The sequence below is a fragment of the Actinophytocola sp. genome (genome assembly GCF_035634895.1).
Lineage (GTDB): Bacteria > Actinomycetota > Actinomycetes > Mycobacteriales > Pseudonocardiaceae > Actinophytocola.
In genome coordinates this window covers 1-13,537 of sequence record NZ_DASQCC010000247.1, presented here as the reverse complement: position 1 = coordinate 13,537, position 13,537 = coordinate 1, and the positions used below count along the sequence as shown (strand labels likewise).

13 protein-coding genes are annotated in these 13,537 nt (G+C 71.8%); 1 reads left to right on the top strand and 12 read right to left on the bottom strand.

The window, feature by feature from the left end; translation table 11 throughout:
• Positions 1 to 3: 3 nt before the first annotated feature.
• The 11 genes from VET29_RS38295 to glmS form a co-directional block, all read right to left on the bottom strand.
• The gene (locus VET29_RS38295) at positions 4 to 318 is read right to left on the bottom strand and encodes a DUF4873 domain-containing protein (RefSeq protein ID WP_324930308.1); all 315 of its coding nucleotides are present in this window, start codon (positions 316 to 318) and stop codon (positions 4 to 6) included.
• A 6-nt stretch (positions 319 to 324) separates the two neighbouring features.
• Positions 325 to 1,218, bottom strand: coding sequence for a TIGR01777 family oxidoreductase (locus tag VET29_RS38290; RefSeq protein WP_324930306.1), 894 nt, complete (start codon positions 1,216 to 1,218; stop codon positions 325 to 327).
• 17 nt (positions 1,219 to 1,235) lie between these two features.
• Entirely contained in the window at positions 1,236 to 2,267 is a 1,032-nt protein-coding gene (gene tsaD / locus VET29_RS38285) for a tRNA (adenosine(37)-N6)-threonylcarbamoyltransferase complex transferase subunit TsaD (RefSeq protein WP_324930304.1), read from the bottom strand.
• The gene (gene rimI, locus VET29_RS38280) at positions 2,264 to 2,737 is read right to left on the bottom strand and encodes a ribosomal protein S18-alanine N-acetyltransferase (protein WP_324930301.1); all 474 of its coding nucleotides are present in this window, start codon (positions 2,735 to 2,737) and stop codon (positions 2,264 to 2,266) included. The genes tsaD and rimI overlap by 4 nt, the downstream gene beginning before the upstream one ends.
• Positions 2,734 to 3,393, bottom strand: a complete 660-nt coding sequence (gene tsaB / locus VET29_RS38275) for a tRNA (adenosine(37)-N6)-threonylcarbamoyltransferase complex dimerization subunit type 1 TsaB (RefSeq protein WP_324930298.1) — start codon at positions 3,391 to 3,393, stop codon at positions 2,734 to 2,736. Before tsaB ends, rimI begins: the two co-directional genes overlap by 4 nt.
• 5 nt (positions 3,394 to 3,398) lie before the next feature.
• The gene (locus VET29_RS38270; protein ID WP_324930296.1) at positions 3,399 to 4,106 is read right to left on the bottom strand and encodes an HAD-IA family hydrolase; all 708 of its coding nucleotides are present in this window, start codon (positions 4,104 to 4,106) and stop codon (positions 3,399 to 3,401) included.
• A gap of 16 nt (positions 4,107 to 4,122) precedes the next feature.
• The gene (tsaE, locus tag VET29_RS38265) at positions 4,123 to 4,623 is read right to left on the bottom strand and encodes a tRNA (adenosine(37)-N6)-threonylcarbamoyltransferase complex ATPase subunit type 1 TsaE (RefSeq protein ID WP_324930293.1); all 501 of its coding nucleotides are present in this window, start codon (positions 4,621 to 4,623) and stop codon (positions 4,123 to 4,125) included.
• Positions 4,620 to 5,693, bottom strand: coding sequence for an alpha/beta hydrolase (locus VET29_RS38260; RefSeq protein WP_324930290.1), 1,074 nt, complete (start codon positions 5,691 to 5,693; stop codon positions 4,620 to 4,622). The genes tsaE and VET29_RS38260 overlap by 4 nt, the downstream gene beginning before the upstream one ends.
• A gap of 49 nt (positions 5,694 to 5,742) precedes the next feature.
• Complete coding sequence (gene alr, locus VET29_RS38255) at positions 5,743 to 6,861, bottom strand: alanine racemase (RefSeq protein WP_324930288.1); 1,119 nt, start codon at positions 6,859 to 6,861, stop codon at positions 5,743 to 5,745.
• A gap of 244 nt (positions 6,862 to 7,105) precedes the next feature.
• A complete protein-coding gene (locus VET29_RS38250) occupies positions 7,106 to 8,593 on the bottom strand; it encodes an NAD(P)H-hydrate dehydratase (RefSeq protein WP_324930285.1) in 1,488 nt (495 codons plus the stop codon).
• A 4-nt stretch (positions 8,594 to 8,597) separates the two neighbouring features.
• Positions 8,598 to 10,451 carry a glutamine--fructose-6-phosphate transaminase (isomerizing) gene (gene glmS, locus VET29_RS38245; RefSeq protein ID WP_324930282.1) on the bottom strand — a complete coding sequence of 618 codons (1,854 nt, stop codon included), beginning with the start codon at positions 10,449 to 10,451 and terminating at the stop codon, positions 8,598 to 8,600.
• Positions 10,452 to 10,504: 53 nt separating this feature from the next.
• On the opposite strand from glmS, the gene VET29_RS38240 reads away from it, so the two are divergent.
• Entirely contained in the window at positions 10,505 to 11,311 is an 807-nt protein-coding gene (locus tag VET29_RS38240) for a dienelactone hydrolase family protein (protein ID WP_324930278.1), read from the top strand.
• Positions 11,312 to 11,356: 45 nt separating this feature from the next.
• Here the strand turns inward: VET29_RS38240 and VET29_RS38235 are convergent.
• Positions 11,357 to 13,537: hypothetical protein (locus VET29_RS38235; RefSeq protein ID WP_324930275.1), on the bottom strand; the 2,181-nt coding region annotated here is incomplete at its 5' end.

Here is a 13,537-nt window from a genome sequence, read left to right as displayed (position 1 = left end):
GGCTCAGCTGCCCGCCGGGAGATCTGCCAGCGAGACCGGCACGTCGAACGGCGGGCGGCTCGTGCCGCTGATGCGGTAGCGGCCCCAGGTGTCCGCATCGGACAGGGCGCCCACGGCCTCGCCGTGCGGCGTCCTCAGCACCGCGGCGAGTCTGTTGCGGCCGACCGGGAGCGACGGATGCGGCTGAATCCGGCCGTACCAGTGGTACCGGCCGTCGACCGGCTCGAAGTTGCCGCGGAGCGTGACCTCGACGGTCAGGGCCTCGCCGTCCACGGTGAGGGTCGCGGGGCCGGTGTAGCCGTCCTCGTCATCGCTCATGCCGGATCATGTTACCGGAAGTAACAGGTTTTGTAGAGCGGCTCGCAGCTCGGGGAACTCGAAGTGGAAACCGCTGCTCAGCAGGCGTGTCGGCACCACACGCGTGCTGGCCAGCAGCACCTCGTCCGCGAGGCCCGCGCCGAACACCCGGCGCAGCAGCGGCGGCGAGAGCGTCAACCACCTGGGCCGGCGGAGCACCGACGCGAGCGTGTCCGCGTACTCCCGGTTGGTCACCGGGTTGGGGGCCACCACGTTCACCGGACCGCTCAACGTCGACCGCAGCACGTGGCTGACGGCTCGCGTCGCGTCCGACAGGGTCACCCAGCTCACCCACTGGTTCCCGCGGCCCGCCTGGAGACCGAGCCCGGCGCGGAACTTCGGCAGCAGGACGGGCAGCGCACCGCCCTCCGCGGCGTGCAGGATCCCGAACCGCAGCCGCACCACCCGCGTTCCGGCCGCCTCCACCGGTACCGTCGCCGCCTCCATGTCCTGGTACACCGAGGCCAGAAAGCCCTGTCCCGGCTGGCTTTCCTCGGTCAGGTCCACACCGGGTCGCGAGCCGTAGAAGCTGGTCGCCGACGCGCACAGGAACACCCGCGGTCCGCCGCCGGACATGTTGGCCAGCGCGGACGCCAGCAACCGGGTGCCGACCACACGCGACTCGCGGATCGCCTCGCGCTGGTGGGAGGTCCACCTGCCGACGAGCGTCTCCCCCACCAGGTGAATCACCGCGTCCACCTCGCGCAGCCGCTCGGTGTCCACCTCGGGGTACCACAGGATCTCGTCGTGGGACTCGGGCCGCCGGCGCACCAGCCGCAGGACGTGGTGCCCTTCCTCCCCCAGCCGGCGCACCAGGGCGTCGCCCAGCAGACCGCTGGTTCCCGAGATGGCGACCTTCACCCGAACGAGGGTACGGGTCAAACGGAAACGATGCTGACGGGCAGGCCAGGACTCGCCGACAGGTCCAGGGCCGACGGCCGCACGCCGGCCGCCACCAGATGCGCGCCCAGCGCGGCGATCATCGCGCCGTTGTCCGTGCACAGCCGGGGACGCGGCACCCTCAGGTCGATGCCCGCGTCGGCACACCTTTCCCTTGCCAGGGCGGACAACCGGGAGTTGGCCGCGACCCCGCCGGAGACGACCATCGTGCCGATGCCCAGCTCGGTCGCCGCCCGCACGGCCTTCGCGGTCAGCACGTCCGCCACCGCCTCCTGGAAGGACGCGGCGACGTCGTCCACGTCGAGCTCGTCGTGCGTCTCCACCCACCGGGCCACCGCGGTCTTCAGGCCGGAGAAGGAGAAGTCGTACGGCGCGTCCCGCGGACCGGTCAGACCACGGGGAAAACGAATGGCATCCGGATCGCCGCGGCGCGCGGCCGCGTCGATCGGCGGGCCACCCGGGTACGGCAGGTCGAGGATCCGCGCGACCTTGTCGTACGCCTCGCCGGCCGCGTCGTCGATGGTCGAGCCGATCTCGGTGATCTTGGTGGCCAGGTCGTCCACCCGGAGGAGCTGCGTGTGTCCACCCGAGACCAGCAACGCGAGGCACGGCGACGGCAGCGGACCGTGCTCCAGGGTGTCCGCGGCGACGTGGCCGGGCAGGTGGTTGGCGCCGTACAGCGGCACATCGAGCGCCGCCGCGTACGCCTTCGCGGCGGAAACCCCTACCAGCAAGGCACCCGCGAGCCCCGGTCCACACGTGACGGCGATGGCGTCCACGTCGGACAGTTCCAACCCGGCGGTCGCGAAGGCACGCGTCACCGACGGGACCAGCGCCTCCAGGTGCGCCCGGGACGCGACCTCCGGCACGACGCCGCCGAAGCGGGCGTGTTGGTCCACGCTGGACGCGACCTCGTCCGCCAGCAGGGTGAGCGAGCCGTCCGAAGCCAGGCGGACGATGCCGATGCCGGTCTCGTCGCAGGAGCTCTCGATGCCAAGAATGATCGTCATGTGGCCTCCTCGGCGACGTGCGCTGGGCGCGCCATGGTGTAGGCGTCGGCGCCGGACGGCCAGTAGTACCGGCGTCGCATGCCGATCCGGGTGAAGCCGTGTGCCTCGTACAGGCCGATCGCGGCCGCGTTGTCCGTGCGGACCTCGAGGTACACGGGTGCGTCGAACTCGTCGGCGCGTGCTAGCAGGGCCCGCAGCAGCGCGCGACCGATGCCCTGACCCTGCCACCGGGGGTCGACCCCGATCGTGTGCACGTTGGCCTCCGCGCCGCCGCGCGGCCCGCGGACTGACAGCCCTGCGTAGCCGACGAGTCCGCCATCCGTGTATGCCCCTACGTAGTGGTGTCCGGCCGCGAGCTCGGCCCGGAAGGCCGACTCGCGCCACGGATCGTCGCCAGGGAACAAAACTGTCTCGAGCTCGGCGCAACGGGCCAGGTCTGTTCGGCCCAAAGGTGCCAGCCGAAAGCTCATGGTGCGGTCACCCGTTTGCGCGCGCCGGGCACCTCAGCGTCCGGGCGGCGAAGGTACAGCGGCGTGAACGGGCCGGGTTCGTCCCCCGCCAGCACGGCGTCCCGGGCCACCCGAGCCAGCCCCGACGGCGTCGGGAAATCCCGGCCGGTGTGGGTCAGACCGAGGTCGTACAGCTTCGCGCCGTTGCCCGCCACCCGCGAGACCGCCAGCTCCGGGAGCCGCTCGACGACCGCGGCCGGCTTGTCCACCCACGGTCCGACGACCCGCGCGCCCGTGGCGTCGTAGGACGCCCAGTAGATCTCCTTGCGCCGCGCGTCCGAGGCGACCAGCAGCGGGCCCTCCTCGACGGCCGCGATGGCGTCGAGCGTGCAGACCGGGTACACGGGCTTCGCGAGTGCGTGCCCGAACGCCGCGGCCGTGGCCATCCCCGCCCGCAGCCCGGTGAACGGGCCGGGCCCGACCCCGCACACGATGGCGTCGACGTCGGACAACGTGGCGCCGGCGTCGGACAGGGCGGTCAGGATGTGCGGCGTCAGCAGCTCGCCATGGGCCTTCGCGTCGACCGTGACGCACTCGGCCAGGACGACCAGTTCCGAAATGTTCACGACCCCGGCGGTGACCGCGGGCGTCGCGGTGTCCACCGCAAGTACCAGCACGACCGTCAAGCGTACTTACGCCAGCTCTCCACCACCGCGGGGAGGTCGGTGAGACGCTGGATGACCGCGTCCGGCTCGACGTCGACCGGCACCCGCTGGTAGGCGGGGATGTCGCTGTGCGGCACGAGGACCGCCCGCATGCCGACCGACTTGGCGCCCGAGATGTCGTCGTAGAGCCGGTCGCCGACGTACACGCAGTCGGCCGGGTCGTCGACGCCGACCGCCGTCATGGCGGCCAGGAACGCCTCGGCGTGCGGCTTCGTGTACTCCAGGTCCGAGCTCCACACCGCCGCGTCGAACAGGTGCAGCACGCCGTCGCGGTCCAGCACCTCCTCGTGCCACTGGCGCGGCCACGGCGTCGAGGACAGCACCCCCAGCCGCATGCCCTGTGCCTTCAGCGCCGCCACGGTCGGCGCGACGTCGGGATCGGTGTGGGTGCACGGGTCCCAGAAGAGGCGGTAGGCGGCCATGCCGTCGTCGTGCATGGGTGCGTTGGCGGCCGCGAGGACCTGGGCGATGGTGAAGGCCTTGTGGTGGTCCCGCGCGACGGTCCAGTGCGCCTCCTCCGCGTCCACGATGGCCCGCGCCACCGCCGCCGCCTGGGTGGGATCGTTGGGGAACAGGTGGTCGGCGTAGCTCCGCCATGCGGCCAGGTGGTCGATGGGAAACCAGGGGGTGAGGGTGCCACCCCAGTCGAAGATCACCGCACGCATGCACTCCAGCGTACGGTCAAACCCCCGGCCAGCGGTTTTCCCATTTTCCCTTTGGCCTTACCTCGGCCAAACGGGTGTCATCGTCACTGCGAGTAATCTTGATGAGGAGATGATCCGCCGAAAGGCGCTCCGCGGATTCACCCCATTCGACTACTACCGCCGCTTCGGTCAGAGCGCTGTCAAGATCGAGATCGTCGAGCTGCGCGAGGTCGTCGCCGAGCCGGTAGGCGTCCACGTGGACCAGTGGGATGCCCCTGCCTCCCGGCGCCGGCCGGTGCTCGCGGGCGATGATGAACGTGGGCGAGCTGACCCGCCCCTCCACGCCCAGCCCCTCCGCGATGCCCTTCGCGAGCACCGTCTTGCCCGCGCCGAGCGGGCCGGCGAGCAGCACGAGGTCACCCGGTTCGAGCAGGGCCCCGATCGTGCGGCCGAACCGCCTCGTGTCGTGCTCGGTCGCCAGTTCCACGTTCCTCAGTCCCACGCTCGTCGGTCCCACGCTCGTCGGTCCCACGGTCATCGACGCCACCACCATCTGCGGCCGTTCTCCCGGCCGTACGCGCTCTGCTGCAACAGCATCACGAGATGGTCGTTGACCAGCTGAGGCTGCTCCAGCATCACCATGTGTCCCGCCCCGTGCACCCGCACCAGCTCGGCGTCCGGCAGCTCGAAGGCGATCCGCTCCGCGTGCGAGAACTGCGTCATCCGGTCCGTGTCGCCGCTCAGCACGAGCACGTGCGTGTGCTTGAGGCCGGCGAGGGCGGCGTACCGGTTGTGGGTGCCCAGGGTGTCGATGAAGTCCGCCAGCACGCGGACCGGGTTCGCGTCGAGCATCTCCATCGTGAGATCGACGACCTCCGGCGCGACGTCCTTCGCGCCGAAGGCGAGCGAGCGGACGGCCCGGCGGGTGAGCTGGCCGCCGGCCCCGCGGACGAACTCGACCAGCCCGGGCTGCCAGTCCGCGAGCCTGCCGAGGTTGCGGGTCACCGGGTTGTAGCGGGACAGCAGCGGCCGCGGAAGGCCGCGCTTGCCGACCTCGCCCGCGGAGGTGCCGATGAACGCGACGGCCCAGATCCGGTCCTCGAACAGCTCCGGCCACCGCTCGGCGAGCGCCATGATCGTCATGCCGCCCATGGAGTGGCCGACGAGCACGACCGGGCCGTCGATCCTGGCGAGCACCTCGCCAAGATCGCTGCCGAGCTGGTCGATGGTGCTGGACGCCTCGTTGGCCCGGCCGGAGCGGCCGTGGCTGCGCTGGTCGTAGAGGACCTGGCGGACGCGCGGCTCGGTCAGGCGGGCGAGGGCCGTGCGCTGGAAGTGCCAGCAGCGACGGTCGAGGGCGAAGCCGTGCACGAAGACCACGGTGAGCACGGGCTTGCCGCCGTCGGCCGGGTCGACCTCCTCGACGGACAGCTCGATCCCGTCCTCGGTGACGACCGTGTACTCGCGGCTCGGCTCGGCGGCGTCCAGCCGGCCCCTGGCCGGCTCGTCCTGCTTCCTGCGGGCCACGCCGACCGCGATGGCCGTGCCGGCGATGCCGACGCCGATGGCCGTGCCGACCAGCGCGCCGACCTTCTTGGACACGGTCACGGCGCCCCCTCGCGGGCCTGGTGCGGACGTTCGCCGGCGTGGCGCCCGCTCACCGGTAGCTCCGCACCACGCGTGGCCGGTACATGCCGGTGACGACCTCGTAGTCGATGGTGTCGAGGGTGTTCGCCCACTCGGTGGCGGTGGGCTCACCCCTGGCGCCGTCGCCGAAGAGGACGACCTCCTGGCCCTCCTCGACCACGTCGTCGCCGCAGTCGACGATGATCTGGTCCATGCAGACCCGGCCGACGACCGGGCGCCGCTTGCCCGCCAGGAGTACGTCCATGCGGTTGGACAGCGCGCGGGAGACGCCGTCCGCGTAGCCGACCGGAACGAGGGCGAGGTTGGTGTCCTCTGTGGCCGTCCAGGTGTGTCCGTAGGAGACGGACTCTCCCTTGGGGATGCGCTTGGTGAGGGCGACGCTCGACCGGAACGTCATGGCGGGCCGCAGGTTCTCCTGGTACGGCATGGGGTTCAGGCCGTACATCGCGATGCCGACGCGGACCATGTCGAAGTGGAGGTCCGGGCGGTCGAGGGTGGCGGCGGAGTTCGCGATGTGCCGCATGGGGTTCAGGCCGGCGTCGATCGCGATGCCGTACGCGGTGTCGAAACGCTCGGCCTGCCGGTCGGTCGCGGGGTGGCCGGGCTCGTCCGCGCAGGCGAGGTGCGACCAGATGGCGACGACCTCGACGTGGCCGCCCGCCTGGGTCTTGGCCGCGGCGTCGACGAGGTCGGGCCAGTCGTGCGGCTGGCAGCCGTTGCGGGACAGGCCGGTGTCGATCTTGAGGTGGACGCGGGCCGGCTTGCCGGTCTTCTGTGCGCCGTCGGCGATGGCGGTCAGCTCCCGCACGCTCGACGCGGACAGGTCGATGCCGGCCTCGATGCCCGGCGCGAGGTCGGTCTCGGGAACGTCGAGCCAGCTCATGACGCGGGCGGTGACGCCGCCGTCGCGGAGGTCCAGCGCCTCGCCGAGCGAGCAGGAGCCGAGCCAGGTGGCCCCTGCCTCTAGCGCGGCCCTGGCGACGGGCAGGGCACCGTGCCCGTACCCGTCGGCCTTGACGACGGCCATGGTGGCCGCGCCGGACGCCCGAGCGGCAAGAAGGGCGACGTTGTGCCTGATGGCGTCGAGATCGACGACCACCTCGGCGCGAGGACGCAACTGATCAGCCATAACACCCCAATGCTCCCACGTTCGCACTAGCAACCACGCGAGTCCCGCGTCCAAACACCGCGAGTCCCGCGTTGAGACATAGCGAGTCCCGCGTTCGCCCATACCGAGTTGCGGTTTCGTGCAGTTCGCCGGCAGTCGGTCGAGGTTCGGGGGTTCGGGGTTCGGGGTGAACGCGTCCACGCGTCCACCGACAGGTCGGGATGTGCACGAAACCGCAACTCGGGGTGTTTGAACGCGGGACTCGCTATGTCTGGACGCGGGACTCGCGGGTGTTCAGGGCGGAGCGGATGGCCTCGGGGATGGCTGTCAGGATTTGGGAGGCTGGGACTGGGACCCCGGTGTCCGTGCCGGCTTTCGCGGCCAGTTCGGCGGCGCGGACGTGGGTCCAGGCTGCGCAGCCTGCGGCCAGCCACGGGTCCAGGCCGGTGGCCAGGAGGGCGCCGATCAGGCCGGTCAGGACGTCGCCGGAGCCGGCCGTGGCCAGCCAGGACGACGTGGCCGGGTTGACCAGGGTGCGGCCGTCCGCGGCGGCCACTACCGTCGCGTTGCCCTTGAGCAGGACCACGCTGTCGAGGCGTTTCGCCAGTGCGCGGGCGGCCGCCACGCGGTCGGTGCCCAGCTCGATGCCGAGCGGGTCCGCGATGCGGGCGAACTCGCGGTCGTGTGGGGTCAGTACCACGGGAGCGTCCGGGTCGCGGGCGTCCCACAGCGATGGGTTGGCCGCCAGCAGCGTGATGCCGTCGGCGTCGACGCAGGTCGGGACGGCGTCGTCCAGGACGGCCGTCAGGATGTGCCTCCCGGCCTGACCGGTCCCCAGGCCCGGGCCGACCACCCACGCCTGCACACGGCCCGCGTCCTCGACCGTGCCCGTCGCCACCAGCTCCGGCCAGCGGCCGCGGACCACGTCGGCCGCGTAACCCGCGTACCGCACCATGCCGGACGTCGCCAGCACCGCCGCGCCGCAGGACAGCACCGCCGCCCCCGGGTACGTCGCCGAGCCGGCGGCCACGCCGGTCACGCCCTGGGTGTACTTGTCGTCGTGCGGGCCGGGCACGCGCCACGCGTAGCCGACGTCGTCGGGCTCCAGCGTGATGAGGTCCGGGTCGGGCAGTTCCGGGCCGAGGCCGATGTCGACCAGGCGAACCTCGCCGCAGTGTGCGGTGTTGAGCACGTGCACGGGCTTGCGGGCGCCGAACGTCACGGTCACGTCGGCCCGCACCGCCGGACCGTCGACCGCCCCGGTGTCCGGGTCGACGCCGCTCGGCAGGTCGACGGCCACGATCGGGGCACGCACCGACGAGACCAGCTCGGCGGCAGCCGGGCGCAGTGGGCCATGGGCCCGCAGGCCCACGATGCCGTCGATGACCAGGTCCGGGTCGCTCGGCGGATCGACGTTCGGCTCGACGCCGATGATCACCTTGCCGCCTGCCTCGCGCAGTGCCGCGAGACCAGCCGCGTGTGCGCGGTCCGGGTTCAGCAGCACCGCCGTCACCGCCACCGAACGCCTGCGCAGGAAGGCGCCGGCCCACAGCGCGTCGCCGCCGTTGTTGCCGGCGCCGACCAGGAGTGTCACGCGCCGGCCTGCCGTGCCGCCGGTCAGCTCCCGCAGCATCTCCGCCGCCACGGTCGCGAGCCCGAACGCGGCCTTCCGCATCAGCGCGCCCTCCGGGGTGCGCGCCAGCAGCCGGTCCTCGGCGGCCCTGACCTGCTCGGTGGTCCACACCCCCAGCACGGCGCTACTCCACCGTGACGGACTTGGCGAGGTTGCGGGGCTTGTCCACGTCGTAGCCGCGGGCCCGGGCGATCTCGGCGGACAGCACCTGCAGCGGCACGGTCGCGACCAGCGGCTGGAGCAGCGTCGGCACGGCGGGGATCTCGACCAGCTCGTCCGCGAACGGCCGGACCGTCTCGTCGCCCTCCTCGGCCAGCACGATCGTGCGGGCGCCGCGGGCCTGGATCTCCGAGATGTTCGACACCATCTTCGCGTGCAGCACGGCCCGGCCCTTGGGCGACGGCATCACGATGACGACCGGCAGGCCTTCCTCGATGAGCGCGATCGGCCCGTGCTTCAGCTCGCCGGCGGCGAAGCCCTCGGCGTGCATGTACGCCAGCTCCTTGAGCTTCAGCGCGCCTTCCAGGGCCACCGGGTAGCCGACGTGGCGGCCGAGGAACAGCACCGCCTTGGCGTCGGCCAGGTCCCGGCCGAGCCGGCGCACGTGGTCGGTCGTACCGAGCACCTTGCGGACGGCGTCCGGCATACCGGCCAGCTCGTTGAACTCACGCGCGATCTCGTCGGCGTACTTGGTGCCGCGGGCCTGGGCGAGCGCGAGGCCGACCATGAGGTTGGCGGCGATCTGCGCGAGGAACGTCTTGGTCGACGCGACACCGACCTCCGGGCCGGCGTGCGTGTACAGCACGGCGTCGGACTCACGCGGGATCTGCGCGCCGTTGGTGTTGCACACGGCCAGGACGCGGGCCTTCTGCTCCCGCGCGTGCCGTACCGCCTCGAGCGTGTCGGCGGTCTCGCCGGACTGGGACACCGCGACGACCAGCGTGTCCCGGTCCAGCACGGGGTCGCGGTAGCGGAACTCGGACGCCAGCTCGACCTCGACCGGCAGGCGGGTCCAGTGCTCGATGGCGTACTTCGCGACCAGGCCCGAGTGGTACGCGGTGCCGCAGGCGACGACGAAGACCTTGTCGACGTTGCGCAGCTCCTGGTCGGTCATGCGCTGCTCGTCGAGGATGACGCGGCCGTCGACGAAGTGGCCGCGCAGCGTGTCGGCCAGCGCGGCGGGCTGCTCCTCGATCTCCTTGAGCATGAAGTACTCGTGGCCGCCCTTCTCGGCGGCGGAGAGGTCCCAGTCGACGTGGAACGGGTGGGTCTGGACGTCGCCGCCGTCGAAGTCGGTCACGTGGTAGCCGTCGCGGCTGATCGTGACGACCTGGTCCTGGCCCAGCTCGACGGCGTCGCGGGTGTGCTCGATGAACGCGGCGACGTCGGAGGCGAGGAACGTCTCGCCCTCGCCGACCCCCACGACGAGCGGGGAGTTCCTGCGCGCGGCCACGATCAGGTCCGGCTCGTCGACGTGCGTGACGACCAGCGTGAACGCGCCGGTCAGCCGGTGGCAGACGGCCCGCATGCTGGCGGGGAGGTCGTGGCGGGCGGCGTACTCCTTGGCGATCAGGTGCGCCACGGTCTCGGTGTCGGTGTCGCTGGTCAGCTCGACGCCGTCGGCCTCCAGCTCGGCGCGCAGTGCGGCGAAGTTCTCGATGATCCCGTTGTGCACGACGGCGACGCGGTTGGCGGCGTCGCGGTGCGGGTGGGCGTTGCGGTCCACGGGCGGCCCGTGGGTGGCCCAGCGGGTGTGTCCCATGCCGGCGGTGCCGGCGAAGGAGTCACGCCCGACCTCGTCGAGCCGGGCCTCCAGGTTCGCGAGCCGGCCCGCCTTGCGCTCGACCGCGAGCTGTCCCGGCCCGGTCACGACGGCGACGCCGGCCGAGTCGTACCCGCGGTACTCGAGGCGTCGCAACCCGGCGACCACGACGTCCAGAGCCTGGCGGTGCCCCACGTATCCGACGATTCCGCACATGCCCGAGAGGGTAACGAGTTGCCCGGGCGCCGTCCGCCGCTAGGGTTCCTGCCATGGCCGTCAAGCCCAAGCACCTGTACGACGAACTGACACGTCGCGGCCCCCATCAGGTGCTGCGGGGTGACCTCGCACTCATCGGGCTGCCCGGGCTGGTGTTCACACCCCGGTCGGGCCTGGGGCTGCCGGCGGTCGCGTTCGGTCACGGCTGGCTACAGCCCGTCGACCGGTACCTGAACCTCTTCCGGCACCTGGCGTCGTGGGGCCTGGTCGTGGCCGCGCCCGCCACGCAGCGCGGGCCGCTGGCGTCCTCGCGACTGTTCGCGGCGGACCTGGTGTCCGCGCTGGACGTGTGCGCGGGCGTGCGGTTGGGCTCCGGGGACATCAGCGTGTCACCCGAGAAGCTGGGGCTGGCCGGCCACTCGACCGGTGGCGGCGCGGCCGTACTGGCCGCGGCGGACGACGCACGCGTGCGTGCGGTGGCGACACTGGCGGCGTCCCAGACCAAGCCGTTCGCGACCGACGCGGCCGCGCGGTGCGCGATGCCGTCGCTGCACCTGGCGGGGGCGGCCGACGTGGTCGCGCCGTCCGTGGGGCACTCGCGGCTGATCGCGGCGAACTGGGGCGGCCCGGCGCAGTTCCGCGTGCTGCCGAAGGTGGACCACATGGGGTTCGCGGAGGGGCGGCACTGGAGTGGGCTGCTGATCCCGGGCTCGTCCCATCACGGGGCGCTGCGGATCGCCCGGGTCCTGCTGACGGCGTTCTTCCTGGTCCACCTCGCCGGCGAGGACCGCTTCCGCCCACTGCTGGAGGCGGACGTCAAGGGCGCCCCGATCGAGGACACGTCCGCACTGGTCGCCTGACTTCCGCGGGTGATGTGGGGAGGGCGGCGCCCTCCCCACGGTCCGCTAGCGCTTCGGGGTGGTTTTCGGCTTCTCCGCCGGGTCGCGGCCCACGATGCCGCTGAAGTTGGCCGCCGGGTCCTGGTCGTTGTCGAACAGGGAGCCCGTCGTGCGCCACTTGCTCTGGCGGGTCTGGTCGCCGCCCTGCCCGCCCTGGCCCATGCCGCCCATCGGCATGCCGCCCATCGGGGCGCCGCCCTGAGCACCGGCGGCACCGCCTGCCGCGCCCGCGCCGGCCGACGCCGCCGCGGCGCCGCTCGCCGCTCGCTCGCCGCTGGTGTCGGGGGCCTGGGCGCCCACCATCGTGCCCGGGCCGGGCGTGGTCGACTGCCCAGGCGTGCCGGCACCGCCGAAGTCGCCGCCACCACCGACGCCGCCACCGACGCCACCGACGCCCGTACCGCCCGCGCCGTCGGAACCGCCTAGGCCGGACGGGGTCGACGCGTCGGGCAGGCCCGGTGACGGCACGTCCGTGCCCGCGTCGAAGTCGAAGTCGTACGAGGTCGGGGTGCCGTCGTCGACGGTCATCTTCATCTGGGAGCTCTGGCCGGGGACCTGTTCCAGCGAGATGGCCGCGTCGCCGTCCTGGATCACGGCCTTGCCGTCGGGGCCGGCCTTGATCACGCCGTCCTCGTACGTCTCGCCCGGCTCGTCCGGGGTGAAGTCCACCTCGTACTCACGCGGCTCGCCCTTGCCGTCGTCGACCGTCACCTTGCTGCGGCCGCGTGCGTCCGGCTGGCCGACGGTGATCGTGCGGTCGCCGTCCTTGATCGTGGCCGTCTTCGGGACACCGCCGTCCGCCGTCAGGCCGCTGCCGGGGATCGGCAGGCCCGTCGCCGGGTCGATCGCGGTGCCGCCCGCGCCCGGGATGCTGCTGCCCGGCGTGCCGATCGAGCCGGGCAACCCCGAGCCGGCCGGGGTCGTCGCGCCCGACGGGTCCGTCGACGAGCCGGGTGTGAGGCCCGACGGCAGCCCGCCCGGGTTGTGCGACGACGGCAGTGGCGTGTCGACCGGCGGCGGGGTGTACGAACCGGGCGTCGTCGAGGAACCGGGCGTCGAGGACGACCCGGGGGTCGAGGAGGAGCCGGGGGTGGACGACGACGGCGGGGTGTACGAGCCCGGCGGCGTCTGCGAGCCGGGCGGGGTCTGCGAACCCGGCTGCTGCGCCTGCATCGTGCCGAACTTGTTCTCGTACTCCTTGAGGTAGTTGTTCAACGTCTCGTAGTGCGAGTTCACCGTCTCGAACGCGTCGTCGCAGGCCTGCTTGAACGTGACGTACATCGACTCGTGCAGGTCGGCGTTGAAGGAGTCACGGATCCACTTCTTGCACTCACGGATCGTGTACTCCTTGTTCTCGTCGTTCAGCCCGCAGTCGTCCGCACGCAACGTCGACTCGAGATTGCTGCCGGTCTTCGCGTCCACCCACGCCGCGACCTCCAGCACCTCGTCCTGCGAGTCGAAGTCGCCGCTCGCCAGCTTCACGACCTTCGCCGCGATGTCCGGGGTCGCGCTGCCGACCGTGCCGCGGCAGTTCTGGTACAGGGCGATGATGTCGTTCGCCTTGTCCTTGCAGGCCGTGAAGATGTTGGTGACCGCCGTGTCGAGCATGTCGGGCGCGGACTGCAGGTACTCCAGCAGGTCGGAGATGTTCGGCGCCATCTTCTCGGACCAGTGCTGGTAGGACGCGTTGGCCGCCGGCCCCGTCCAGTCCTTGTACACCTTGTTCAGCTCGGACTCGGTGTCGCCGTTGAGCGTGTTCAGCTTCGTGTAGGCGTCCCGGAGCCGCTTCGCGTCGTCGAGGAAGTTCCGGAAGGAGATGCCGACCTGCTCGTCGTACCGCTTCTTGATGTCGTTCTCGAGGTTGATCTTCCCGTAACGACCCAGCGAGTCACCCGGCACCTTGTCGTTGACAGGAAGGAAGTCCTCCCACAGCTTCAACGCCGGCCTGGCCTGGTCGAAGATCTCGTTGGACTTCTGCACCCCGGTCGTCGAGCCCTCGGTCGGCACGCGCATCCCCTCGATGCCCTTGCGGCCGGTCTCGACGTTCTCGTCGTTCAGCTTGTTGCTGTACCCGTGTTCAGCCGACTCGGCCTGCGCGTCGCCGTAGATCTTGTCGACGTCACCCTGCTGGTAGTCACCGGGATCCAGCTTGTACTTCTTGTAGTAGTCGCGAACCTCGGGCGGCAG

Coding starts and splice junctions, on each gene's coding strand:
- VET29_RS38295 (WP_324930308.1), bottom strand. CDS start 318: ATGAGCGATGACGAGGACGGCTACACCGGCCCCGCGACCCTCACCGTG.
- tsaD (WP_324930304.1), bottom strand. CDS start 2,267: ATGACGATCATTCTTGGCATCGAGAGCTCCTGCGACGAGACCGGCATC.
- rimI (WP_324930301.1), bottom strand. CDS start 2,737: ATGAGCTTTCGGCTGGCACCTTTGGGCCGAACAGACCTGGCCCGTTGC.
- VET29_RS38270 (WP_324930296.1), bottom strand. CDS start 4,106: ATGCGTGCGGTGATCTTCGACTGGGGTGGCACCCTCACCCCCTGGTTT.
- tsaE (WP_324930293.1), bottom strand. CDS start 4,623: ATGACCGTGGGACCGACGAGCGTGGGACCGACGAGCGTGGGACTGAGG.
- alr (WP_324930288.1), bottom strand. CDS start 6,861: ATGGCTGATCAGTTGCGTCCTCGCGCCGAGGTGGTCGTCGATCTCGAC.
- glmS (WP_324930282.1), bottom strand. CDS start 10,451: ATGTGCGGAATCGTCGGATACGTGGGGCACCGCCAGGCTCTGGACGTC.
- VET29_RS38240 (WP_324930278.1), top strand. CDS start 10,505: ATGGCCGTCAAGCCCAAGCACCTGTACGACGAACTGACACGTCGCGGC.